The organism is Xanthobacter autotrophicus ATCC 700552 (assembly GCF_043194565.1).
Classification (GTDB): domain Bacteria; phylum Pseudomonadota; class Alphaproteobacteria; order Rhizobiales; family Xanthobacteraceae; genus Xanthobacter; species Xanthobacter autotrophicus_F.
This window is the reverse complement of the sequence record NZ_JBAFVS010000001.1, coordinates 1-23,887: the sequence shown is the minus strand read 5'-3', so window position 1 is coordinate 23,887 and position 23,887 is coordinate 1. Positions and strand designations below refer to the sequence as shown.

At 68.7% G+C, this 23,887-nt stretch carries 22 protein-coding genes and 1 riboswitch; of the genes, 8 read left to right on the top strand and 14 right to left on the bottom strand.

Going from position 1 to position 23,887, the window contains the following annotated elements:
• Window positions 1-436: 436 nt before the first annotated feature.
• Window positions 437-1,819 (top strand): aminotransferase-like domain-containing protein, encoded by a 1,383-nt coding sequence (locus V5F48_RS00110; RefSeq protein WP_394038851.1) that lies wholly within the window; start codon window positions 437-439, stop codon window positions 1,817-1,819.
• 63 nt (window positions 1,820-1,882) lie between these two features.
• Here the strand turns inward: V5F48_RS00110 and V5F48_RS00105 are convergent, their stop codons facing one another.
• From V5F48_RS00105 to V5F48_RS00045, 13 genes are all read right to left on the bottom strand, one after another.
• On the bottom strand, window positions 1,883-2,293 hold the full coding sequence (locus tag V5F48_RS00105; RefSeq protein ID WP_394038849.1) for a DUF983 domain-containing protein: 411 nt from the start codon (window positions 2,291-2,293) through the stop codon (window positions 1,883-1,885).
• Between the two features lie 203 nt (window positions 2,294-2,496).
• Window positions 2,497-3,486: a YncE family protein gene (locus V5F48_RS00100; RefSeq protein ID WP_394038847.1), complete on the bottom strand. Its 990-nt coding sequence runs from the start codon at window positions 3,484-3,486 to the stop codon at window positions 2,497-2,499.
• Window positions 3,483-4,040, bottom strand: a complete 558-nt coding sequence (locus tag V5F48_RS00095) for an SRPBCC family protein (RefSeq protein WP_394038845.1) — start codon at window positions 4,038-4,040, stop codon at window positions 3,483-3,485. Before V5F48_RS00095 ends, V5F48_RS00100 begins: the two co-directional genes overlap by 4 nt.
• Window positions 4,037-5,014 (bottom strand): vWA domain-containing protein, encoded by a 978-nt coding sequence (locus V5F48_RS00090; protein WP_394038843.1) that lies wholly within the window; start codon window positions 5,012-5,014, stop codon window positions 4,037-4,039. Before V5F48_RS00090 ends, V5F48_RS00095 begins: the two co-directional genes overlap by 4 nt.
• Window positions 5,014-5,607 carry a hypothetical protein gene (locus V5F48_RS00085; RefSeq protein WP_394038841.1) on the bottom strand — a complete coding sequence of 198 codons (594 nt, stop codon included), beginning with the start codon at window positions 5,605-5,607 and terminating at the stop codon, window positions 5,014-5,016. Before V5F48_RS00085 ends, V5F48_RS00090 begins: the two co-directional genes overlap by 1 nt.
• Window positions 5,604-6,662 carry a vWA domain-containing protein gene (locus tag V5F48_RS00080; RefSeq protein ID WP_394038839.1) on the bottom strand — a complete coding sequence of 353 codons (1,059 nt, stop codon included), beginning with the start codon at window positions 6,660-6,662 and terminating at the stop codon, window positions 5,604-5,606. Before V5F48_RS00080 ends, V5F48_RS00085 begins: the two co-directional genes overlap by 4 nt.
• Window positions 6,659-7,639, bottom strand: a complete 981-nt coding sequence (locus V5F48_RS00075) for a nonribosomal peptide synthetase MxaA (protein ID WP_394038837.1) — start codon at window positions 7,637-7,639, stop codon at window positions 6,659-6,661. Before V5F48_RS00075 ends, V5F48_RS00080 begins: the two co-directional genes overlap by 4 nt.
• A complete protein-coding gene (locus V5F48_RS00070) occupies window positions 7,608-8,477 on the bottom strand; it encodes a DUF58 domain-containing protein (protein ID WP_394038835.1) in 870 nt (289 codons plus the stop codon). Before V5F48_RS00070 ends, V5F48_RS00075 begins: the two co-directional genes overlap by 32 nt.
• Complete coding sequence (locus V5F48_RS00065) at window positions 8,474-9,517, bottom strand: AAA family ATPase (RefSeq protein ID WP_394038833.1); 1,044 nt, start codon at window positions 9,515-9,517, stop codon at window positions 8,474-8,476. Before V5F48_RS00065 ends, V5F48_RS00070 begins: the two co-directional genes overlap by 4 nt.
• A gap of 187 nt (window positions 9,518-9,704) precedes the next feature.
• Complete coding sequence (locus tag V5F48_RS00060) at window positions 9,705-10,025, bottom strand: methanol dehydrogenase (protein ID WP_394038831.1); 321 nt, start codon at window positions 10,023-10,025, stop codon at window positions 9,705-9,707.
• Window positions 10,026-10,042: 17 nt separating this feature from the next.
• Window positions 10,043-10,645, bottom strand: coding sequence for a cytochrome c(L), periplasmic (gene moxG, locus V5F48_RS00055; RefSeq protein WP_394038829.1), 603 nt, complete (start codon window positions 10,643-10,645; stop codon window positions 10,043-10,045).
• Window positions 10,646-10,695: 50 nt separating this feature from the next.
• Window positions 10,696-11,643, bottom strand: a complete 948-nt coding sequence (moxJ, locus tag V5F48_RS00050; RefSeq protein WP_394038827.1) for a methanol oxidation system protein MoxJ — start codon at window positions 11,641-11,643, stop codon at window positions 10,696-10,698.
• Between the two features lie 189 nt (window positions 11,644-11,832).
• Window positions 11,833-13,719, bottom strand: a complete 1,887-nt coding sequence (locus V5F48_RS00045) for a methanol/ethanol family PQQ-dependent dehydrogenase (RefSeq protein WP_394038825.1) — start codon at window positions 13,717-13,719, stop codon at window positions 11,833-11,835.
• 877 nt (window positions 13,720-14,596) lie between these two features.
• On the opposite strand from V5F48_RS00045, the gene V5F48_RS00040 reads away from it, so the two are divergent.
• The 7 genes from V5F48_RS00040 (at window position 14,597) to V5F48_RS00010 (ending at window position 22,546) form a co-directional block, all read left to right on the top strand.
• A complete protein-coding gene (locus V5F48_RS00040) occupies window positions 14,597-14,980 on the top strand; it encodes a hypothetical protein (protein WP_394038824.1) in 384 nt (127 codons plus the stop codon).
• Entirely contained in the window at window positions 14,977-16,515 is a 1,539-nt protein-coding gene (locus V5F48_RS00035; RefSeq protein ID WP_394038822.1) for an ATP-binding protein, read from the top strand. The genes V5F48_RS00040 and V5F48_RS00035 overlap by 4 nt, the downstream gene beginning before the upstream one ends.
• A 6-nt stretch (window positions 16,516-16,521) precedes the next feature.
• Window positions 16,522-17,184, top strand: coding sequence for a response regulator (locus tag V5F48_RS00030; RefSeq protein WP_394038820.1), 663 nt, complete (start codon window positions 16,522-16,524; stop codon window positions 17,182-17,184).
• A 695-nt stretch (window positions 17,185-17,879) separates the two neighbouring features.
• The gene (locus V5F48_RS00025; protein WP_394038818.1) at window positions 17,880-18,437 is read left to right on the top strand and encodes a copper chaperone PCu(A)C; all 558 of its coding nucleotides are present in this window, start codon (window positions 17,880-17,882) and stop codon (window positions 18,435-18,437) included.
• A gap of 169 nt (window positions 18,438-18,606) precedes the next feature.
• Window positions 18,607-18,837, top strand: a riboswitch (cobalamin riboswitch).
• 36 nt (window positions 18,838-18,873) lie between these two features.
• Complete coding sequence (locus V5F48_RS00020; protein WP_394038816.1) at window positions 18,874-19,551, top strand: energy-coupling factor ABC transporter permease; 678 nt, start codon at window positions 18,874-18,876, stop codon at window positions 19,549-19,551.
• A 224-nt stretch (window positions 19,552-19,775) separates the two neighbouring features.
• Window positions 19,776-20,177 (top strand): DUF2946 family protein, encoded by a 402-nt coding sequence (locus V5F48_RS00015; RefSeq protein WP_394038814.1) that lies wholly within the window; start codon window positions 19,776-19,778, stop codon window positions 20,175-20,177.
• A gap of 131 nt (window positions 20,178-20,308) precedes the next feature.
• Window positions 20,309-22,546, top strand: coding sequence for a TonB-dependent receptor (locus V5F48_RS00010; RefSeq protein WP_394038812.1), 2,238 nt, complete (start codon window positions 20,309-20,311; stop codon window positions 22,544-22,546).
• 72 nt (window positions 22,547-22,618) lie between these two features.
• On the opposite strand, the gene V5F48_RS00005 is transcribed toward V5F48_RS00010, so the two are convergent.
• On the bottom strand, window positions 22,619-23,344 hold the full coding sequence (locus V5F48_RS00005) for a type 1 glutamine amidotransferase (protein WP_394038810.1): 726 nt from the start codon (window positions 23,342-23,344) through the stop codon (window positions 22,619-22,621).
• Between the last annotated feature and the right edge of the window lie 543 nt (window positions 23,345-23,887).

The following is a 23,887-nucleotide window of genomic DNA, read 5'->3' as shown; positions in this document are numbered from 1 at the left end:
CGCAGATCCCTCTGGTGCCATCAACGATGGCAATCATCGTAGCGCTATGGCGCAGAGCCCACCAAGCCGTCCACATCGGTGCGCAGGGTCAGGTCCACCACCGGCGGCAGACCGAGCCGTTCGGCGGTGCGCCCGTCCAGCGCTGCGGCCAAAGCGTGCCTGATCGGAGGTGATCTCGAGCGTGCCGGGTTGCGCTTCGCCCAGCGCCCGCAGGCCCGCCAGCGCCATAGGGGTTTGCTTGGCAAGACGGCAGCGGTCGTTGGCCGTAACTGGAAAGCTGCCGGTCGGCCAACCACCCGAGCCGACACTCCAGCGCAACCACGGCTGATCTCAAGGCGGTGCCGGTGCAGAGGGATACTCTTGCTCCATCCCGTCGGCAGGCGGTATTGTTTGCGGACAATATTACAAATTGTATGGCTTGAGAGGGCTGGACGGCATGGCGGGGGGAGACAGGACGGCGCCGTGGATCCGGCCGCTCGATCCCGCCGGGGGGCTGCGCTATCTGCAGATCGCCGATCTCGTTGCCGAGGCCGTGGCGACCGGACGGCTGCGGCCGGGCGATCGCCTGCCGCCGCAGCGCAAGCTGGCCGACCAACTGGGCGTGGACCTGACCACCGTCACGCGCGCCTATGCGGAGGCGCGGCGGCGCAACCTGATCGACGCGGTGACCGGGCGCGGCTCCTTCATCGCGGTCCGGCGGGAGCCGGGCGGGCCGCTGATGGACCTCAGCATGAACATCCCGCCGGCCCCCAAGGGGATCCGGCTTGCGGACCTCATGCAGCGGGGGATCACCTCGGTGCTCGCGCGCGCCGATTCCAACCTGCTCATGAGCTATCATGTGGGCGCGGGCTCCCTCGCCGACCGGATGGCCGCCGCCGCGTGGCTCGAACCGCTGCTGGGTCCGGTGGATCCGCAGCGGCTGGTGGTCGCCCCCGGCGCCCAGTCCGCGCTTTCCGCCCTCATGGGAAGCCTCGTCGGGCGGGAGGGTGTCATCCTGACGGAACCGCTCGCCTATCCCGGCCTGCTGGCGGCCGCGCGGCACTGGCAGGTGCGCCCCGTTGCGGTGGCCACGGACGACGACGGCCCGCTGCCGGACGCCCTGGAACAGGCGGCGCGGACCCATGGGGCACGCCTGTTGTGCCTGACGCCCACCATCCAGAACCCCACCGCGGTGACCGTGCCCCTGGCGCGGCGCATGGCCCTCGCCCGCATGGCGGCCGGGCTCGGTCTCACGATCATCGAGGACGACCCCTATGCCCTGCTGGCGCCGGAGGCGCCGCCGCCCATCGCCACGCTGGCGCCGGAGCGCACCTTCTACGTCTCCACCTTGTCGAAGGTGCTGACGCCGGGGTTGCGCACGGCCTTCGTGGTGGTGCCGTCCGGCACCGCGCCGGACGCTTTGGTCAGCGCCCTGAGGGCCCATGTGCTGATGCCGGCCCCCCTCATGACGGCGCTGGCGACGGACTGGATTCGCAGCGGCGAGGCCGCCCGGCTGCTCAACGGGGTGCGCGAGGAGGCCGCCGCGCGGCAGGACCTGGCCCGGCGCCTGTTTCCCGCGGCCCGGTCGCATCGCAACGGATTGCACCTCTGGCAGCCCCTGCCGGCGCACTGGGACCGCTACCGCCTGGTGGAGGCGGCCCGGCGCGAGGGGCTGGGGGTTACGGCATCGGATGCCTTCAGCGTCGCGGCCCCCGCCCCGGATGCGGTGCGGATCTCCATCGGCGGCGTTCCGGATCGGGCGCGGCTGGCGGCGGCGCTGGAGAAGCTGGCTTCCCTGATGAATGCGATGCAGGCCCGCTACCCGGACGACGTGGTGTGAGGCCTCCCGCCGGCCATCGGCCCAGCTTGCGCAGCGCCTGAGCCTGTCCTGCTGACGAATCTGTCAGGCGAGCGGCCGGGGCACGACCGCCTCGTCCTGGGTGGTCACGCGCCGCCCTTCTTCCGCCTTGTAGAAGAATTGCGAGGCCACGAGCCAGCCCTTCAGCGGCCGCAGGGGCGGGATGCAGCTCAGCAGGATGAGCGGCAGGGTGGTGACGAAATGCACCCACATGGGCGGCTCATAGGCCATTTCCAGCCACAGGCCGAAGATCACCGCCGGGATGCAGACGAACATCATCACGAAGAAGGCAGGGCCGTCCGCGGGATCGGCAAAGCCGTAATCCAGGCCGCACGCCGCGCAGGAGGGGCGCAGGGTGAGGAAGCCGTCGAACAGATGCCCCTGGCCGCAGCGGGGGCAGCGGCCATGAAGGCCGGTCTGAAGCGGAGAGAGCGGGGGCCAGGGCGCGCCGGACATGACAGGGCTCGTTTCGTCCATGAGGATCGACGGACCCTATCGCGTCACGCATACAATATCAATATTGTATGCGTACATGCCTGGTATGCGTTTGGCTCTGCCTCGGGATGGTCTGGTCCGGCGCGGGTCCTGGTGGGCTGCTGGGTCAGTCCGGCGCTCCATGCGATGGACCGCGACGTCACGGCGCGTCACGTCATGTCATGTCACGGCACCAGCGCCATGGTGCGCGGACCGGTACCGACCGGGATGCGGGCGATCACCGCCAGCCCCTCAAGGTCGAGCACCGCCACCGCGTCCGCGAACCACTCGGTGACGTAGGCGTGCCGACCATCGGGGCTGACGACCACGCTCTCCGGCGAGCCGCCGAGGCGGAGGGAGCCGGTCTCGCGGCCCGCAGCCGGGTCGAGCCGGCTCACCGTGCCCGACTGCTGGTTGGCCACCAGGATGGCGCCGGTGCCGGGCACGATGGCGAGGCCGTAGGGCATCCGCCCGGCGGCGACGCGCGCAACCGAGTGATCGGCCTTGTCGATGAGCGAGACATCTCCGCTGCGCACGTTCGCCACGGCGATGAAGCGCGGGTCGTTGCCGGCGTCGAAGGCGTACGGCGCCTGTCCCACCGGCACCGAGGCAAGGCGGGAGAAGGTCGCAAGATCGATGACGCTGACGGCGTTGCTCTCGCGGTCGGCGCTGTAGAGCCGGCGCGCGCGAGCATCGAGGGCGAGGCCCGCCGGCGAACGCCCCACCTTCAAGGCCCCGGTCCGTGCCAGCGTGGCCGGGTCGAGCCGGTAGACCGTGTCGGCCGACCAGTCGCTCACATAGAGCGCGCCGTCGGCGGGGTCCGCCACCACGGCGAACGGCTGGCCGCCCACCGGCGTTGTGTCGATCACCCGCCGCGCTGCCGTGTCGATGCGGGTGAGGAGGCTGGCGTCGGGATGGGTGACGTAGGCCGTCCTTCCGTCCGGCGACAGGGCGATGCCAGCGGGCGCCTTGGCCACGCCGATGCGCTCCACCGTGCCGCGTTCCGTGTCGACGACGCTGATCTCGGCGCCGGCCTGGCAGACCACGAACAGGCTCGCCGCACCAGCCGGCGCGCCAACCATCTGGGCCAGCAGCAGGGCGCCGGGCAGGAGCGCGCCGGGCAGGAGCGCCCGCGCGAGCCTCCCCGGCCAGCCCTGCGCCGGCCCGCTTTTCACTTGCCCTCCACCTTGGCCTTGAGGCCCTTCAGGGCCTCCACCTTGGCCTTGAGGCCCTTCAGGCCGGTTTCGAAGAAAGCGGTCATGGCGGCGACGGCGGCCTCGTCATTCAGCTCGTCGGGCGGGAAGTTGCTGGTGTCGCCGCGATAGAAGCGGGCATCCCAGACCACCTCGCTGCCGGCGCCGGCACCCGAGACGGTGAGGGTGGTGGTGTAGAAGCTCACCGGCAGCGCCTCCACATTCTCGGCATTGAGGCGCCAGCTGAGGCTGCGGGTCGCCGTGTCGTAGGTGTCGAGGCCGTCGGTGATCTCGCCCTTTTCCAGCACCAGAACCCGCTCGGCGCCGGGTGCGTTGCCGCCGGTGGCCTTCACCGCCTTCACCAGGGGATGCCAGGCGCCGATGCCGGCGAAGTCCCCCGCCAGCTTCCAGACCGCATCGGGGGACGCGGCGATGGTGGTGCGCACCTCGGCCTTCTGCGGCGTCGGCCCGTGGGCGGTGGCCGGGCAGGCGAAGAGGGCAAGGGCGGCGACGGCAAGGGCGAGATGCACTCTCATGAAACGCGGGTCCTTGTGGTGGGATGCGGATGGGGCCGGCGGGCACGCAGCGCCTCGGCCGCGAAGAAGGCCATGAGCAACGCCAGGGCGAGGGCGGCGGGGAGGGGGGCGCTGTCCCATGTGCCCGGCACGGGGCGCGGGCGGGCGTGGGCCGCGACCGAGCCGGCCAGGGCCGCCGCGTCGGCGAGGGGGACGTAGGCAAGGCCGGTCTTCGCGGCGAGCGCCTCCAGGTGGTCGGTTCGGACCGCGCTCAGGTGCTCTTCGTCGCTGGCGGCCTCGCCGCCCCACGGCGCATTGCGCGCGTGGAAGCCCTCGCGCAGCTCCGAGTTCGTGGGCGGCAGCCCGTGGCGGTTCTCCTGGGGCACGTCGTCCATGCCGTAGAAGCCGACTTCCCGGCCATCGCGATCGAATTTGGGGATCGGCACCGGCGTGGTGCCGCCGACGCCGACGATGAGCCCGCGCACCGCCCCCGCATCGCCCTCGAAGGGCGGGATGCCGGACGCGGGCAGGGGCGGCGCCTCCTGCCCATCGGTGAAGAAGAGGAGGTCGGCACCGAGGGGGCCGGCGAGGGCGATGCCGGAATAAAGTCCAAAGGCGATGTAGCTGTCGCCCTCCCAGGCCATGCGCCAGTCGAGATTGGCGATGGCGCCGTCGAGGGGGGCGAAATCCGCGCACACCGCCACCGGCTCGAACAGCAGGAAGCTGCGCCGCTCGGTGAAGATGGCGAGGCCGAGTTCCGAGCCGCAGGGCAGGCGGGCCGCCAGTGCGCGCAGCGTCGTCTTCACCTCATCGAGGCGGGAGACGGGCCGGCCGTCTTGCGTGTAGTCGCGCACATTCATGGAGCCGGTCACATCCACCACCGCCAGAAGGCGGAAGGCGGTGTCGCGCGTCGCCAGCCGTGGCGCCAGCGCGGCGGCGAGGGCCAGCACCAAAGCCGCCGCCAGCAGCAGGGTGCGCGGACGGGGACGGCGCATCACGGCAGGCCCCTCGGCAGGCCGGGCAGATCGGTCCACAGCCGCTTCGGGGTCTCCTGCGCGTCGTCCTGCTCCTCCTGCTCGATCAGCGGGAAATCGCGGATGAGCCGCATGGCGATGTCGAGATTGTATTTCGCGTCCCAGAATGCCGGATCGCGGACCAGGGCGGCGCGGTAGCCGGCCTTGGCCAGCCGCACCAGGGGAATGGCGGGATCGATCTGCGTCTGCTCCAGATGGCCGATGGCGCGGGCAAGGCGCGCATTGGCCAGATCATAGAGGGCGGCGACGGCCAGCTCCGTCTCGTCCACGCGGGCGAGGCGATCCACAAGGGGCTGGGCTTCGTCGAGGCGGTCGCGCACCATCAGGAAATGCGCCCGCGCCAGCAGCAGCCGGGGCGCCGCGGTCTGTGCCACCGGCACGTCGCGACCTTCGGCGAGGGCGGCGATGGTGCGGTTCTCCATGGCGTGCCAGCCGATGCGGGCGCCGAGGGCGATAAGCACGCCGAGCGCGGCGATGCCGAGGGTCACCAGCGCCGCATCGGCGAGCCGGCGCAGGGGCCAGATGGTGGGCCGCGGATGGGGGCGGGGCCTCATGCTGCTTTCCCGAACTGGGCGGTGTCGTGCGCGGCGGCCTTGGCGGCGGCCTGCGCGCGGGAAGCCGGCCTCGCCCCGAGCCCGCGCTCGGCGAGGCGGGCAAGGAGGAGCAGCGCCATCGCCAGGGCGGCGATGCCATAGGCGGGGCGCGCGAGATTGCGGCGCGGGATGCGCTCCAGATAGGTGAGGGGCGCCGTCTCCTGCCGGTCGATCTCGGCGATGGCGTCGGCCACCGCCTGCGGGCTCCCCGCCTCGAAGGCGCGGTAGGGGACGCCCAGGCTGGCAAGGAACAGGTTCAGGTGGCGCTCCGGCATGGCCTGCGGGGTGTCCTCGCCCGGCGCGCGCGGTTTGTCGAAGATGCCGGCCGACCCGGCGGTGCGCAGGAACAGCCAGTAGATCCGCACCGGGCTGCGCTTCACCGCGTCCCGCAAGGCCGCCTGGACCCGGAGGTCGATGACCGCCGCCCCGTCGGAGACCAGCAGCACCGCGCGCGCCGCGCCGGTGCCGTCCCGGTCGAAGGTGGAAAAAGCCAGCACCAGCCCGCGGCCCACATCGGTGAGCGCGAGGCCGGGCCGGTCGATGGCCGCTACCGCCGCCGCCACTGCATGGTGATGGTCGGTCAGCGGCAGCACCGGCATGGGCGAGGTGGAGAAGGCGGCGACGCCCATGCGGTCGCGCGGCCGGCGGGCCAGGAAATCGGTGACGAGCCGCTTGGCGGCGGCGGATTTGGATTCCTCCCCCTGTCCCGGCTGGCGGTCGGCAAACGTATTGTCCATGCTCGCAGAACGGTCGAACAGCAGCACCAGATGCGCGCCGGAGCCCACGCGCTCCACGGTCTGCGAGGTGAGGTGGAGGCCCGCGAGGCCGAGCACCAGCGCCGCGATGGCGACGACGCCCGCAGTCTTCAGCCCGACATCGAGGGCGCGGGAGAAGCCATCGCGGGGGACCGCGAGAAGCGCCGGCACCGCCGTGCCGGATAGCGTCCGCGCCACAAGGGGCAGCAGGCAAAAGACCAGGAGGGCGAGCAGCGCGGGGTGATCGACATCCATGCTCATGCCGTCGCTCCCCGGGGGGCGGAGGCAGCCGCCGGCCGCACTGCGCCCTTGCGCTCGGCCACGGCGAGCCGCCGGGCGAGGGACAGGAGCGCTTCCGGCGTCATCTCCCCCATGGCCAAGCCCGGCCCCTGGCCGAAGAAGGCGACCCGCGAGGCGTGGAAGAAGTGCGCGATGGTGTCCGCCTCGGTGGCGAGGTGGGGGGCCTTGGCCAGGAAATCCGGCACATCATCGGCGAGCAGGCGGCGGCCTGCGGCGGCATCGAAGGCGCGGTGGAGGCGCAGCAGGGCCTTGGAATAGGCCTCCGCTGCCGGCGGTACCGCGAGCATCCGCCTCATATCCCGTGCGGCCGCCGAAAACGGCGGACGCCGCCGGCCGAATGGCCCCCAGCCGCGCAGGACCGCAAGGCCCAGGACGCTCGCCAGAGCCAGTGCGGCAGCGCCGCCAGCCCGCCTCAGGTCGGCGCGAAGGGGATGGGGTCGGGGCACAATGTCCGGCTGGAGTGCCATGGGATTGGCGCCGCCGGCGATGAGCGAGCGCAGGGGCGATGACGCGAAGCTCCACGCCGGCACCGTGAGGTTCAGCACATGGTCGCCGTCGCGGGCCGTGAGCGCGACGGAGGGAATATCGAGCCCGCGTGTCTCCAGCGGCGCGTAGAAGGTCTGGTAGGTGAGGGTGAGGCGATAACGCCGGGCGCCATTCACCTGCGGCAGATCGGCAAGCTCGGCGCGGCGCAGGTCGAGCCAGTAGGTCACCGGGCGCGGGCGGGGCAGGCTGCCCGGCTCCAGCCGGAAACCGGGATCGAGGGTGACCACGGCTTCGAGGGTGATCACGTCGCCCAGGAAATAGCCGAACGGGCGCGGGGCGAACAGCTCCACCGTCGCCGCCCGCACCGGCGCGGCGGCGCACAGGGCCGCGCCGAGCAGGAACGCCGTAAGAAGGCGGCACCTAACGGTGCGCCAGAAAATCCGCGAGGGCATCGGCATCAAACCGGTCGGAGAGATGAAAGGCGCCGAGGCCGCGCCCGGCGAACAGATCTTCGAGCGTGGTGATGCGGTTGCGCGCCTCCACCCGCCAGCGCTCGCGCAGGGAAGGGCGCATGAAAACGAGGCGGCGCCCGCCGGTTTCCGCGTCCCGCGCCTCGATCAGCCCGAAGGCGGGCAGATCGCCTTCGGCACGGCTGTCGCGCAGCACCACCGGAACCACATCGTGGCGCCACAGGGTATCGAGCAGCGCGGTCAGATCGTCGGCCGGCAGCAGGAAGTCGGACACGAGGAAGACGAGGCAGCGGCGTTGCGGCAGCCGTGCGGCCGCATCCCCCAGCCCGCCCGCCGAACGCCCGGTGAAGGGCGCGGACAGAAGACGCGCGCGCACCTCCTGCGCCATGCCCCGGCGGCGCGACGCGGGCAGGTCGATGTCGTCCCGCGCCTCGGCGTCGGCGGCAAGCAGGGCGAAGGCATCTCCGCCGGCCACCGCGGACGCGGCCAGGGTCGCGGCCAGTTCGGCGGTGGCCTCGCGCACGCCGTCGAACGCCATGGAGGCAGACACGTCCGCCAGCACCGCCACGGTCATGGCGCGGCGGGGCGCGAAGGTGCGCACATGGATCGCCTCGAACGGGTCGCGCAGGGACGCCCGCAGGTCGATGCGGCGGGGATCGGGCCGGGCGATGAGGGGCAGGAGGCCCCGAAACGTGCCGTCCCCACCTTCGCCGCGCGCCGGATGGGCGCCTGGCCGCTCGCCGCGCGGGCGCCAGCGCAGGCGATAGGGCAGGGCGGCCGGTGCGTCGGGGGGCAGCTCCGGTTCCGCGCGGGCGGTCATGGCGCCGGGACCGTCTCGAAGGCGGCGCGGCAGAGGGCGCCGGCGATCTCCTCGCGCCGCATCTCGTAGACCGGATCGAAGAAGATGCGGTGGGCCATCACTTCCGGGAACACGGCGCGCAGGTCTTCGGGCACGATCATGTCGCGGCCTTCGAGCCACGCCCGCACGCGCGCCGCCCGCACCAGGAAGGACATGCCGCGCGGGCTCGCCCCGCCCTGCACCAGCCGATCCATGCGCACGCCGGGCAGGACGATGCCGGCGGCGTCGGGGGCACGCACGGCATCCCACAAGGCGACGGTGTAGGCGGCGATGGCATCGCTCGCATGGACGCCGTTCTGAATGGCGCGGGCGACCTGATCGAGGCAGGTGTGATCGAGCACGTCCGTGGCGACGCCCGCGATCAATTGATCCATGTGGTGGAAGCGCGGATCGAAGATGAGGGCCCGCCGGCTCGCCGCGTCGGCGGGCGCCTTCACCTGCACTTCCATGAAGAAGCGGTCGCGGGCGGCGGCCGGCAGTTCGAAGGTCTCTTCGCGCTCCACGCGGTTGCGATCCGCGAACACCTGGAGATGGGGGAAATGGTGCTCGCGCCCGAAGGCGGCGACGGTGCCCTCGGCCATCAGGCGCAGCAGCAGCGCATGGACCTGAGGGCGCGCGCGGTTGATCTCGTTGAAGAAGAAGATGGAGAGGTCGTTGCCGCGCCGCAGCAGCGGGCCGGGGTCCACACGGGGGCGGCCGTCGTCGCCGATACGCGCGTCGTAGACGAGGTCGGTGGGCATCAGGTCGATGGTGCCCTCCACCCGCTCGTAGGTGCCGCCGATGGCGCGGGCCATGGCCCGCAGCAGGGTGGTCTTGCCCACGCCCACGTCGCCTTCCAGCAGCACATGGCCGCGCGCGAACACGGCGATGGTGAGCAGGCGGATGACCCGCTCCTGCCCCAGCACCACCTTGGCCACCTCGTGTTCGAAGACGCGGGCGCGGGTGCGCCAGTCCGCGAGCCAGTCCGCGAGCATTGGGTCCGAGCCGGCGAGGACCTGCATGGGGTGGCGTCCTGATTCTGCACCAATGGTGCTGAAGAAGGGCGCAGCCGGCCGGTGCAGGGAGGCCTTTGCAAGGGCTCCGTCGCATCCCGGCAGGCCGCGCCAGTTGGCCCACCATCCATCGGAGGATTGCCCGGCAGAAAAGTTTAGAGTTCTGCCCTGCTGGTGGGATCGGGTGAGGCTGTCGTCAGTTGGACGGAATCTTGCTCACGTCATAGACGAACTGGCCGGTCTTCTGGAAATACGCGACGCGCTTCTGGTTGCGCTCTTCCATCGCGGTGATGGACAGGGACTGTTTGGCGACCTCCGCCGGATTGTGCTTCGGGTCGAACTTGGAGCCGGCCACCTGGGCCGGGAATCCCGGCTTCGGCTCCCAGCAATTGCCCGGGGCGCGGCAGTTGGTGCCGTCATAGGCGAGGGCGCCGGTGGCAGCGAGAAGGCCGGCGGCTGCAACGGCAGCGGCGGCAAACGGGGCGATCCGGCGGCGGGTGCGGTCATAACGGGTCATATGGTTTCCTCCCATGTTCACTTGAGGCCGGCCGCACTGGCGGTCGACACCTTGCACACCGGCGCCTGATCCACAGGCGGCGTGTGATCCTCCTTCTCGCGGAAGGGCTTGAAGGCGGCGCGCTGGGCCGGGGTCAGCCACACGGCGTCCTTCGGGTCATCCTTGTAGATGTGGCGGATCCAGGCCATCACGAGGAGCATGTCGTCGAGGGTGAGGGCGCTGTACATGGGCCCCATCTGCCCCTGCGCGCCGCCGAAGATGGTCTCGAACAGGCCCTGGTCGGTCATGTTCTTCGGGTAGGTCCAGTAGGAGTCGTTGAGGCCGGGGCCGATCTTGCCCTCGCCGTAATGGCCGTGGCAGCCCGAGCACATGGACATGAACAGGTCCATGCCCTTGGGCAGGCAGGTGGGATTTTCCACGTAGAGGTTGACCCCGGTGGCGAGGAACTTCTTCACCGCCTCGGTGTCGCGCCCCTCTTCCATGGCCTCGGACAGGTCGAGCGGCTGGCCCGTAACGGTGTTCGTGAAGGTCAGCGCCGCATGGGCCGCCAGCGCGAAGCTGGAAGCGAGGGCAATGGCGGCGAGACCCTTCAGGGCGCGCGAACGGAAACTCTTCTTCATCAGGACCTGCCGGAATGTTCGTTTGGCAATAAAGCGCGAATGCGCGGGGCTCAGCTGTTGGGCTTGAGGAGGGGAATGCCTTCCTCGACGAGGATCTCGTCGATCTGCGGCCGTGCCTTCACGAGCGCCGTGTCGACTTCGGCGAGCAGGGCGGCATCGTCGCGGCGCACGCCCACCGACTGGTCGTAATGCAGCGGCACGACCGTGCCGTCGAAGCGGGTGATGGAGGTTCCGGCCAGCGACATGCGCAGCGGCACCTGCGAGGCCTTCACATAGCGCGCGACTTCCGGCGCGAAGGCGAAGGCGATGTCCGCCTCCCCGTTGGCCACCTCGGCAACGATGCGCTCGCCGGGGATCTGCACATACTGGTTGCGCGGCGACTTGAAGTTCACGAGACCATAGAGATAGGACGCATTGTCCTCATACTTGCCGAGCCGTTTCAGCATGGTCTCGCCGGGGGAATAGAAGCGGATGGCGAAGCGGCCGAGCGCGGCCACCTGGGGGTCCTGCCAGTCGGCAGCGGTGATATTGCGGTCGGCCCGCGTCACCAGCACGTAGGACGTGCGGTAATAGGGCCTGGAGGTGAGCAGGCGCGCATCCCCCGTATCAACGCCCATGACCACGTCGCAGAGCTTGGGGTCAAGCTGGTCGCGCACCTGGTAGATGGCGGGCTTGGAGGTCCAGACGAACTGCACCTTGCGGCCCATGGCGTCCGCGAGCACCTTGGCGATGCGGTTTTCGAAGCCGGCCTTTTCGCCCGGCTTGCCCGGCTTCTGGGAGAAGGGTGCTTCCACCTCGGAGGCGCACACGCGCAGCACGCCGGGGTCGGCCGGCGCTGCGGCTGTGGTTGCCGCGCCTTGGGCCGTGTTCGGGGCCGTGTTCTGGGCCGCGTCCTTAGCCTGCGCGGCGGGCGTCTGGGCCATGGCCGGCACGGCGCCAAGCGACAGGAGGAGGCTGGCGAGAAGCAGCCGGCGGGTGGTGGGTCCGGAATGGGTCATCCTGCGCTCCCGATGGGAAGGCCCGCGCTGCGGGCGATGCGGGAAAGGGCCGGCCGCCGCGCGGTAGTGCGGCGGCCGGTGGGGGGCGAGTGTCGGAGGTCATCCGCCCCAGGCTGGAGCACGCGCCGATCAGATTGCATCGCAAGATGATCGGATAACGCGTTCTCTTTCTTTAAGTTTAGAGGGCGATCAGCCGCCCGAGGCGAATTCGCCCACGTTGGGATCTTCGTAAGGACCCTTCCCGTCGAGGGAGAAGACCATCACGCCGCCGCCCTGCTGGGTGTAGTGCTGGAGCTGCTTGAACGCGCCCACGGCACCGAGGCCGGCGGTGGGATCATTCAGGTCGAACACCAGGCCCACGCCCGGCCAGCCGCCGACGCCATAGTAGATGGCGACGTACTGCACGCCCTTGTGGGTATAGGTCATGGGATGGCCGATGACGCCGGACGGCAGCTTGAACTTCCAGAGTAACTGGCCAGTGTCGCTGTCGCGGGCCTTGATAAAGCCGTCCAGCGTTCCGTAGAACATCACGCCGCCGGCGGTGGCAAGCGTGCCGCCCCAGGCCGCGAAACGCTCCATCACTTCCCACTTGAACTTGTTGTTGATGGCGTCATAGGCCTTCACCTGGCCGAGGCCGACATAGTTCTGCCGGTCACCCTTGGGGCCGGGATACATGTTCAGCGTCGCACCAACGAAGAACTGACCTGCCCGGTAGGGCAGCATGAAGGGCTCCCAATCCATGCAGATGTGGTTGATGCCCATGAAGAACGACTTGCGCTCCGGGTCGTAGCTGTCGTGGCCCTGGTTGTGGTAGCCCATGGCCGAGGGACAGATGTCGCGGCCGACGTGATCCATGCGGGTGCCGAATTCCGGATCGCGCCGCGGCAGACCGGTCTTCAGGTCCACCTGCTTCACCCAGTTGACCGTGTCGTCGATCTTGTCGGCGGAGACCAGGGTGCCGTCGGTGCGATCGAGGGAGTAGACGATGCCGTTGCGGTCCGGATGGGTCAGAAGCTTGCGCATCTTGCCCGTCTTGTCCACCTGTTCGGACAGCATCATCACGTTGACGCCGGCATAGTCCCATTCGTCATGGGGGGTCTTCTGATAGCCGAACTTGGCCTCGCCGGTGTCGATGTCGCGACCCCAGATGGTCATGGTCCACTTGTTGTCGCCGGGACGCATGGTCTCGTTCCACGGCGCCGGGTTGCCGGAGCCGTAATAGACCATGTTGGTGGTCGGATCGAAGGCGTACCAGCCCCAGTTGGTGCCGCCGCCGATCTTCCAGGCGTCGCCTTCCCAGGTCTGGGTGCCGAGGCCCTTCTGGCCGTAGTGCGGGTTGGCCTTGTTGAAGTCGTCGGCGAGCTTCACCTGGTCGTCGGGACCGGTGGCGTAGGCGCGCCACTTCTGGACGCCGGTCTTCACGTCGTAGGCGGTCACGTAGCCGCGCACGCCCAGCTCGGCGCCCGAGGAGCCCACCAGCACCGTGTCCTTCACCACATAGGGGGCGATGGTGAGGGTGGAGCCGACCTTGATGTCGGAATTCTCGAGCTTCCAGAGTTCCTCGCCGCTATCCGCCTTCAGCGCGACGATGTGGCCGTCGAGCTGGGTCTTGAGGATAAGGGGCGGGGTCTTGCCGTCGCCGGGCCAGTAGGCAAGGCCGCGGTTGACCACGTCGCAGCACGCCACCGAGCGGGCGGTGGGGTTCTGCTTGGGCTTGTGCTGCCACAGGATGCGGCCGGGGTCGTCCAGCCCGACGGCGAAGGTGGTGTTGGGGAACGGCGAGTGGATATACATGACGTTGTTGACGACGAGGGGGGTGCCCTCGTGGCCCGAAAGCACGCCGGTGGAGAACGACCAGGCAGCCTTCAGGTCTTTGACGTTCTGCTTGTTGATCTGCTTTTGCGGGCTGAAGTTGTTTGCGTCGTAGTTCTTGCCCGTCATGGGCCAGTTTTCATCGCTCTTGGCGATTTCGACGAGCTTGTCGTTGGCGTTGGCCGGCACGGACAAGGCGGCGGAACCCGCTGCCAGGGCGAGGGTCACGGCACACAGGGACACGGAAGAAAACAGTCTTGTCATTTGGCGCTTCCTCGGGGTTTTCCTCACGTTCAAGGCTTTGGTCTTGCAAAGCTTTGGTCTTGGACGAGGTTCGGCGGACCCTTTCGCCGAGGTGGCGCGGATGTCCGCGCACCTTCGGAGCGGTGTTCCCGCTCTCATGGGGGTCCCGGCGCCGGCCGCCGCGCCGCCCCGATGGGGGCTGACCGGCGTGCGTCGGGCGGCCGACGGGGGATCCCGTCGGGCGTGGCCTTCAGCCGGCCGCGCTCAAGAGCGCGATCCGATCAGATTGAAACAATCTGGTCGGCGCGTACTCTTGCGGCTGACAAGAAGGCGCGCGCGCCCGCGCGTCGGTGATCAAATGGATGGTGCCGGTCGTCCTCCGATAGCGACCTGAATGCCGTAATTCTTATTTTTCTATAAGATCATTGATCTTGGTTTATACAGATGACGGCTTTCGGTGTGTCTTGTCTCGCGGTATTTGTGCAATTTGATGCGGGAACTTTTGGTAAAATTGCCCGGGAGATAGTCCTATGTTGTTGGATAAAAACAATAAAAGAGATTTTTGACGGAGGTCGGGGAGATGTCGGTCAGCGCTCGGACTGCAGGTTCTGATCTAGATTTCGCGACGTATAATCGGCGCGTAGAGAGTTCAGGGCGCCACATGCAAAAGACCATAAGAAGTTTCTCAGGGCGCAGACCGGGCGCAGGCCAAGGTGTGCAGTGCGGTCTGGCGCGGCGATGGCGCCGTGGGCGCGGCGCCATCGCGCTCCTTGGCTCCAGCCTCGTCGTGCTTTGTGCCTGCGGAGAAGACGATGCGCCCGCGCGCAAGCCCGTGGCAGCGGTGGAAAGCACGCCAGGAGCATCGGCTCCGGCGGGTCCGCCCGGCCCGGCCCGGCCCATGCGCGACTGGCTGGAGCGGACCGATACGGTGCCGCCCGAGGTGTGGCTCGCGGCCCGTTCCGTTCCGCCGGCAGATCCCGCGCGCATGGCGGGGCTCCTGAAGGAGGCCGACGCCCTGTTCGACGAAACCCCGCGCATGCTGGCCAACCGCACCGCACAGCTCCAGGGCATGCTGGCCGAGAAGGGCGTGGCGGAACCGCCGCAGGACCTGCTCGAAGACTTCATCCGCCTCGCCCGCGAAGATGGCGGCACCCGTGGCCGATTCGGTTTCGGCGACCTCTGCCAGCATTATTTCAACCTCAGGGCGTCGGGGCTCGGCCGTGTCGCCGCGCTGGAGGCGCTGGCGTTGGCGCGGGCCGGTCAGGGGAGCCGCGCGCCATGAGCTTGCCGGGTGCACTGCCGTCCTCGCTCCAGCCCCGTCCGGTGCCGCGCCACGGGCTGCCGCTGCAACCGCGTTCGGCCATCGGGCGGCGGGCGTCGCTGCGGCTCCGGGTGCTCGGTGTCGTCCTCGCCATCAATGCGGCGGCGGCGGTGGTGGCCGGCGCGGTGGTGGTCCACAACGCGCGGGTGGCGGCCGAACGGGAGATGATGGCCTCCGTGGAGATGGCCGAGCGCATGGTGCAGGAAACCGCGGAGCGGATGGCGGAGACTTCCGGGACCGCAGGCGCCGCGGCCGGCGACTCGGCCGGCGATCCGGCCAGCGATCCGGCCGGGTGGCCGGTGCACCTGCGGCACCTGCGCCATGTGCGTATCGTCATTGAAGACGCGCAGGGGCGCCCGGTCCCGCTCAAGCCCCCCCGGTCGACGGAGCAAAAGGACGCCGACGGCGGGGCACCCTTGTGGTTCGCCCATCTCGTGGGCGTGAAGGAGGTGGCGCGGGACGTGGAGGTGCACACCAACGGCGCGCTGTTCGGGCGCGTGCGCATCGCCGGCGTGCCCGACGATGAGGTGGATGAAGTCTGGGAGGACGTGAGCGATTTCGCCGTCGTCGCCATCGCGGTGAACGCGGCCATCCTGCTTGCGCTTTATCTTGCTCTGGGCCGCGTGCGCTCCGACCTTGCCGGCTTCCACAGTGCGCTCGGTGAACTGGAACAGAGCCGTTTCTCATGCCGGGTGGACCTGCCGCGCACCCGCGAACTGGCGGAAGTGGCGGAACGCTTCAATGAGCTTGCGGCGGCGCTGGCCGCCGCCCGCGCCGAGAACAACCGGCTCAACGCCCACCTCGTCACCCTGCAGGAGGACGAGCGGCGGCAGATCGCGAGCGAACTGCATGACGAACTCGGGCCGCTGATGTTCGGCCTCAAGGCCGGTGCCGAATCGCTGGCTCGCGCCGCCGCGGAGGCGGAAGGGCCGGCCAGGGCGCGGATCGCCGAGCGGACCCAGGGCCTCGTCGGCATCGTCGAGCGGATGCAGGCGACGAACCGCCGGCTCCTGCGGCGCATCCGCCCCGCCGCCCTCGATCTGCTGTCGCTCGGGGACGCCATTTCGAGCCTCCTCGCCGATTTCCGCCAGCACGATCCGGCGCGCACATTCCTGCTGGCTGCCGGCCCCCTTGCCGCCCATTATTGCGTCGCCCGCGACGCGACGCTCTACCGCTGCATCCAGGAGGCGGTTACCAATGCCCTGAAGCATGGAGATGCGCGCACCATCCGGGTCGAAATCGGCGAGGTCGACCCGGGGGCTGCGCGCGAAGGGACGGGGCCTGCGTATGAAGGGGCGAGGATGCTGCGCCTCGGCGTCACCGATGATGGCCGCGGTCCGCCGGATCGCATCGTCGAGGGGCTGGGCCTCGCCGGCATGCGCGAGCGGGTGCGGGCCCTCGGCGGCACCTGCCGCTTCGAGCGTGGTCCCGAGGGTGGGGGCCGCTTCGTGGCGGAGATTCCCGTGCCGCCCCCCATCTTGCAGGAAGGTGAATAGAGAAGAATGACCCGTGTCCTCATCATCGACGATCACCCCATCGTGCTCCAGGGCTGCCGGCACCTGCTGGAGGACACGGGGGCGTGCGAACTGATCGAAGCGCAGACCGCCGTCGCAGGCTATCGGCAGTTCCGCCGCCAACGGCCGGATATGGTGATCGTGGACCTGGCGCTGAACGGCAACGGGCTGGCCGGCCTCTCGCTGGTGCGGCGGCTGCGGGTGCATGCCACGCCCATGCCGATCCTGGTGTTCAGCATGCATGCCGATCCGGTGATCGCGAGCCGTGCCCTGGAGGCCGGCGCCACCGGCTATCTGGTCAAGGACACGTCGGCGGCCGATCTCATCGATGCCTTCGAGAAAGTGCGGCGCGGCCAGTCCTACATCAGCCACGACCTGGCGCTGGAGGTGGCGCTTCTGGGCACGCGCGGGCGGACCGGCATGCTCGCCGACCTGACCCAGCGCGAGCTGCAAGCGCTGGCGCTCCTGGCCGAGGGGAAGGCCTACGGCCAGATCGCCGAAGAGCTGGGCGTGAGCTACAAGACGGTGGCGAACACCTGTTCCCATCTCAAGACCAAGCTCGGCGCCACCACCCTTGCCGAGCTGATCCATCGCGCGATCCAGTATGTGGCCGGGTCTCCCGCCGCAGGCAAGAACAGCGGCATCGCATAGGCCGCCGGGCGCGGCGCGCTGCCGCCGGCGCGCCGAAGGGGGCGGGGACAGCGCCGCCCGTGGCCGCCCGTAGCCGACTGTTCCGCAGCGTGTCAGCGCACTCTTGTGTGGCTGCGCGGCGCATCGCAAGATGGTGTGCGCGCGCCCTGCAAGGTGCGCCGTCGGTGGCAGGATGGCGTGCCGCCCCGCGCATGAGGGCCATGGGTTCGTGATTATGCGGTATTCTGCCTGGAGAGCCTGGACCGCTGTCGCCGCGGCCTATCTGCTCGCCTTGCAGGTACTGGTCACGGGGATGGCTGCCGGCGCCCATGCCGCTCCGATCACCCCCGATCTTGCCACCACGGTCATTTGCGGTCCGTCCGTCCCGGGTGGAACGGCGCTGCCGGACGATGGCCATCCGTCATCGCTCCCGAGTCCGGGGTGCTGCGTGCTCGGATGCCCCATGTTCGGACCGGGGGCCGCTCCGCCGCCGGTGCCCTGGAGCATCGTGCGGCATGCCGTGAATAGGGTGGCCGGGACAGTCCCCGTCTGGCCCGGCGCGGTCCGGCGGTCGGTGCACGGGTCGTCGCCCGGTCTTCCCAGGGCGCCACCCGGCACGATCTGAACCTCCTGCCCCGGCAGGCTTTCAATCCGTTTCCCGTCCGCATTTCCGCTCCCGGTCCCCGGGAGGCGGCGTCGTCCAATGGAGCTTTGCCATGTTCAGCCTCACGCGCTTTTTCAAGGGTAGCGCCCGTCCGCGCACGCCCTATCGTCCCTATGGGGAGGAAATTCTCGCCGCATCGGCCTTCGCCGTCCTGGTCCTGGTGCTTTCGGTGCAGTCTCTGATGGCGCACGAGTTCAAGGCCGGCGCCATCGAGATCGACCACCCGTGGTCGCGGGCGACACCGGGCGGCGCCACGGTGGGAGCCGGCTATTTCACGTTGAAGAACACCGGCGCCGCCCCGGATCGCCTGGTTTCGGCGACGTCCGATGTGGCCGCGCGCGTGGAGATCCACGAGATGGCCGTAACCAACGGCGTCATGACCATGCGTCCCCTGCCGGACGGCCTCGCCATCCCCGCCGGGGGCAGCGTCGCGCTCAAGCCGGGCTCGTATCACATCATGTTCCTCGGCCTGAAGCAGCCGCTGAAGCAAGGGGCGGTGATCGACGGCACCCTGACCTTCGAGAAGGCCGGAACCGTCGCGGTGAAATACAATGTGGACGCCATCGCTGCCGCGGGCAGCGGCCCCGACCATTCCCACCCGGCCAAATGACCGGCCAAATGTGCAGCCGAGTGCGACGATGTGCGTGAAAAAGCGAGACCGCGTTATCCGATCAGCTTGCCCTGCAGGCTGATCGGCGCGTGCTCCGGCAGCGGGCGCGGAGGGCCGCGCGAGCGGGTCCGAAGCTGCGATCGCCCTTGACAGGAACCACCGATTGCCCGCTGCTGCACTTGCACATGGTTTTCCATCGGCGCGCGGCGACGCGTTCCGGTGGAATTGGGAATGGGGAAGGGCCTGACCGCCCGAAGCCCCGACCGCCCCCGCGACTGTGAGCGGCGAGTGGCCTTCCACGATGCCACTGGATCAACGCCTCAATCGAGGCGGGGTCCGGGAAGGCGGATGGTTGCGACGACCCGCAAGTCAGGAGACCGACCATGGGCATGTGTTCACCCTCACGCCGTCGGGTGAGACGGCACCGGAGTCTTCCATGCATATCGAACCTGGCCTTGTGGACAGCGGAAAGATCTGGCTGAGCTATGTGACGGCCGCCGGTGCCGGCGGCTACACGTTCAAGCTCGCCTTCGACGCCCTGCGCGAGCGCGGCGCTGTGTCCCTGCTGTCGCGCAGTGCCGCCGCGACCGCTCTGGTCTTCTCCTTCTTCGAGGTCCTGCCGCATTATCCGGTGGGTGTCTCGGAAGTGCACCTCATCCTGGGCTCGACGCTGTTCCTGATCCTCGGGGCCGCGCCCGCCGCCATCGGCCTTGCCCTCGGCCTGCTGGTGCAGGGCCTGTTCTTCGCGCCCTTCGACCTGCCGCAGTTCGGCATGAACGTGACCACCCTGCTGGTGCCGCTGTTCGCGCTCACGGCGCTTGCACCCCGGGTCATCGCGCCGAACACGCCCTATGTGGACCTGAAGTATCGCCAGGCCCTCGCGCTCTCCACCACCTACCAGGCCGGCATCGTCGCCTGGGTGGCGTTCTGGGCGTTCTACGGCCAGGGCTTCACCGCCGAGAATGCCGCCTCGATCAGCGCGTTCGGCGGCGCCTACCTCCTCGTGATCATCATCGAGCCGCTGGTGGATCTCGCCGTGCTGGCGGCGGCCAAGGCGCTCAATCGCTGGAAGGGCAGCGCCCTGTTCGAGCGCCGGCTCTTCGAGGCGGCCTGATCGCTTTTGTTATCCCATGGGGCGGCGGCATCTTCCGGGATGCCGCCGCCTTGCGTTTTCAGGGGCGGCCGATGCCCGATGGCGCGTGGAAAACGCGATGCTCGAAAGGGGTGGACCATCCCGCCACCGTCGTGAGATTGGCCATGGGCTGCGCATCGGTCGCGGGTCTCGTCGTTTCCTTTCCGCAGGTGTCATGTTAGATCTTCCCATTGGGGAAGGGACTCATGGTCGGGCGGCGGGATCATAGATGGGGGATCGGCTGGATCGCTGCGTTTGCGGCGGCCTATGCGCTTGTCTTCCAGATTGTCCTGACCAGTGCCCTGATGGCATCTTTCTCGCCCGCGGGCGCCGATGCCATGACCCCGCTTGCCATGACCCCGCTCTGCCTTCCCAGCGCCTCATCCGGCGCGCAATCGGACGACGGCGGCGACACCTCGAAATCCATCGTTCACTGTCCGCTCTGCCTGTCCCGGGCGGATGTCGCGGTGCTGCCGCCTCCGGTCATGGCGGCGGTGATTGATCGCGTCGCCATCGAGCTGCACTTCCGGGCGGTTCTGCGCAGTTCGCTTCAGGGCCTGTATTTCGCCCACCCGTTCCAGCCCCGCGCGCCACCGGCGCTGGCTTAGGAACGCCGCGCGCGCCGCGCGCAAAACACCCTCATCCCTGTATCGCCGAAGACGTCTGAAGACGGTTGCGCGTGCGCGGCTCATTGCAGCCGGTGCGGCGCACGTCCGACCGTCGGCACCTGGACACGATCATGCCGATTCACTCCCGAAACATCCTGCGCCGCGCCCTCAATCTGACCAGCGCGCTGGTGCGGCCCTCGTTCGCCGTCTTGTGCGTGGCTCCCTTGTGCCTGGCACCGCACCTGCCCGCCGCCGCACAGACCGCGGTAGAACTGCCCACCGTCGTGGTCCGTCCCGCGATTCCGTCTACAACCGTCAGCGGCCTCGCCGACGGCCCGTTCACCCCGGCCGACACCGCCACCATCTCGGGGGCGCAGGCGCAGGGCGCGACCCTCTCCACCAGCGATTCCGGATCGCTGATCAGCCGGATTCCGGGCGGCGCGGCCTGGGGCGCCGGCGGCGTGTCGAGCCTGCCGGCGGTCAACGGCATGGGGGCGGACCGGGTCCAGGTCTCCATCAACGGCATGCTGTTCGGCCTCGCCTGCCCGAACGAGATGAATCCGCCCATGTCCTTCGTCAACCCGGCGATGATCGCCAGCGCGCGGGTCTACATGGGGACCGCGCCGGTGAGCGTCGGCGGCGACTACACGGGCGCGAAGGTGGATGTGGTGGTGGCGCCGGCGCAGTTCACGCCGGGGCAGGCCCTGACCACCCACGGCAGCGTCTCCGGCTTCTACCGCAGCAACGGCGAGGGCTACGGCGTCGATGCCAACGTGACCGTGTCCAACGAGGACACCAGCGTCACCTATACCGGCGGCTGGGCGCGCGCCAACGACTATACGGCGGGCGATGGCACCACCATCAAGTCCACCATGTATGAGACGCAGAACCATGCCCTGAGCATCTCGAAAAAGGTGCAGGAACAGCTTTTCACCTTCCAGATCGGTGGGCAGTTCATCCCCTCGGAGGGCTATGTCAACCAGTACATGGACCTGGTGGAGAACAAGAGCATCTTCGGCAACGCTCGCTACGAGGGCCTGTTCGACTGGGGCAAGCTGGAGGCGACCGTGTTCGCCAACCGCGTGCGGCACACCATGGGTTTCATCGAGCCGGACAAGGACGGCGACATGCCCATGGACACCCGCAGCACCGACCTCGGCTATGCGCTGAAGGGGACGTTCGGGGTGTCGGCCCACGATATCGTCCGCCTCGGCAACGAGCTTTACTACAACAACCTCGACGACTGGTGGCCGCCGGTGGACGGGTCCATGATGATGGGGCCGGACACCTTCATCAACATCAACAATGGCCAGCGGCTGCGCCTCGGCACCTTCGGCGAGTGGGAACGCCACATCGATGACAAGTGGACGGCGGTGTTCGGCCTGCGCAACGACATCGTCTGGATGAACACCGGCGACGTGCAGGGCTACAATGACATGATGTACGGGCAGAACGCCGCGCTCTTCAACGCGCAGGACCACGCCCGTACGGATTTCAATGTGGATGCCTCGGCGATCCTGCGCTACGAGGCCAACGCCTCCAGCCTCTACGAGCTGGGCCTTGCCCGCAAGACGCGCTCGCCCAACTTCTACGAGCGCTATGCCTGGTCCACCAACGCCATGGCCATGAGCATGATCGGCTGGTTCGGCGACGGCAACGGCTACGTGGGCAATCTCGACCTGGTGCCGGAGGCGGCGCATACGGTGAGCTTCACCGCCACCTGGCACGATCCGGCGAAGAAGGTGTGGGAGCTGCGGGTCTCGCCCTATTACAGCTATGTGCTGGACTATATCGATGCCGACCGCTGCGCGCTGTCCACCTGCCCCAACCTGCCCGGCAACCTGACCACCACCAACAATTTCGTCTATCTGCAGTTCGCCAATCACGACGCCTGGCTCTACGGCGTCAACATGGACGGCAAGCTGGCGCTGTGGGATGACATCACCTACGGCCAGGGTGCGTTCCGCGGCAGCCTGAACTTCGTGCAGGGCCAGAGGACCGATGGCGTCAACCTCTACCACATGATGCCGCTGAACGGCGTCGTGGCCATCGACCATACGCTCGGCCACTGGTCCTCCAGCCTCGAACTGCAGCTGGTGTCGTCGAAGACGCTGGTGAGCCAGGTGCGCAACGAGCTTGAGACCTCGGCCTATGCCTTGCTCAACTTCCGCACCAGCTATGAGCTGGATATGGTCAAGGTGGATTTCGGCGTCGATAACATTTTCGACACCAACTACGACCTGCCCCTGGGCGGCGCCAATCTGGTGAACTACCAGGTGACCAGCATGATGGGATCGTCCGCCGCGTGGGGCTACCCGGTGGCCGGCGTGGGCCGCTCCTTCAACACGCGGGTGACGGTGAAATTCTAGAGCGCATCCCTCCGGTCCTGTTCGCGAACCGGCGGGAGGCGCTTCAGACCAACGGCCGTTGAGGCAAGCGCGTCAGCCGTTGGTCTGCGCGGCAGGCTCGGGCGGCGCGGCCTTGCCGGCCTGTCCGCGCCGCAGGAAGGATTCGATCATGTCGGCGATGGCCGGCGCGGAGGTGTCGCCCTCAAGGCTCTGCGCCGCCCTTGCCGCGAGATCCTCCGGCAACGCCTTGCCGCGCGCCTTCAGGAGATCGGCGCCGAAGGCCGGGGTGAATTCCGGGTGGGGCTGGAACGACAGCGCCTTCTCACCATAGGCGAGCGCCGCGAACCGGCAGAAGGGCGAGGTGGCGATGACCTCGGCGTCGGCCGGCTTTTCCACCACCTGATCCTGATGCCACGCTACCAGGCGGGCGTCGTCCAGCAGGCCCTCCACCGCATAGCGCTCGACGCCCACGGACCAGCCGTCGGCGAATTTCTCCACCTTCCCGCCCAGGGCCTGCGCCAGGATCTGGTGGCCGAAGCAGATGCCGACCAACGGCACGCCCGCGGCATAGGCACGGCGCAGGAAGTCTTCCAGGGGCGCGATCCACGGATGGGGCTCGTAGACGCCGAACCGCGAGCCGGTGATCAGCCAGCCCTCGGCATCATTCACGCTGTCAGGAAAGACGCCGTCGAGCACCGGATAGGTGACGAACTCGAACCCCCGCCCGGCGAGCAGGCGCCGGAACATGGCGTCGTAGTCGCCGTGCCGCTCGTGCAGGTCATCCGGCGCGCGCCCGGTTTGCAGGATGCCGATCTTCATGCCGCGGTCCTCAGCTTGCGCAGGTCTCCCTTTAGGTAGGGACGGGCGCGCGCAAAGAAACTGCGACACATGAAATTCCCCGCGCAACCCGCCCCGGCGCGGTGTCTCGGTTTGAAAATCTGCGGCTCCGACCAGAGCATTTCCCCGTTTCACTGAATCGTGGAAATGCTATAGGTCATTGAGTTTACACGTTTTTTTACGCGAACCGGTATCCACTTCGCTCGAAAACGCTCCAGATGCGTCCGGTAACCCTCCCTCGCGAGCGGGAGAGGGAGTTGGCCGGCACGGGGTGGAGAGCGGGGGTGCTTCGCGGCGGCTTGCCCGGCGCATGTTCAGGAGAAAATCGCGTCGCAGGGAGCCGGGAGCATCGCTTGCGGCTCCAATCGGCCCCAAGGGGAGCGGACGGCGCTACCGCTTATCCCCAGCCCAGCTTCGGCTTAAAGCATTGTTGGAAAACTCGATTTAGGCGCCGATTCACAACGCCCCGATGACAGTCGAACCCGGATTTTCATTTTTCCCGCAGATCGTCGTTGACAGATCTGA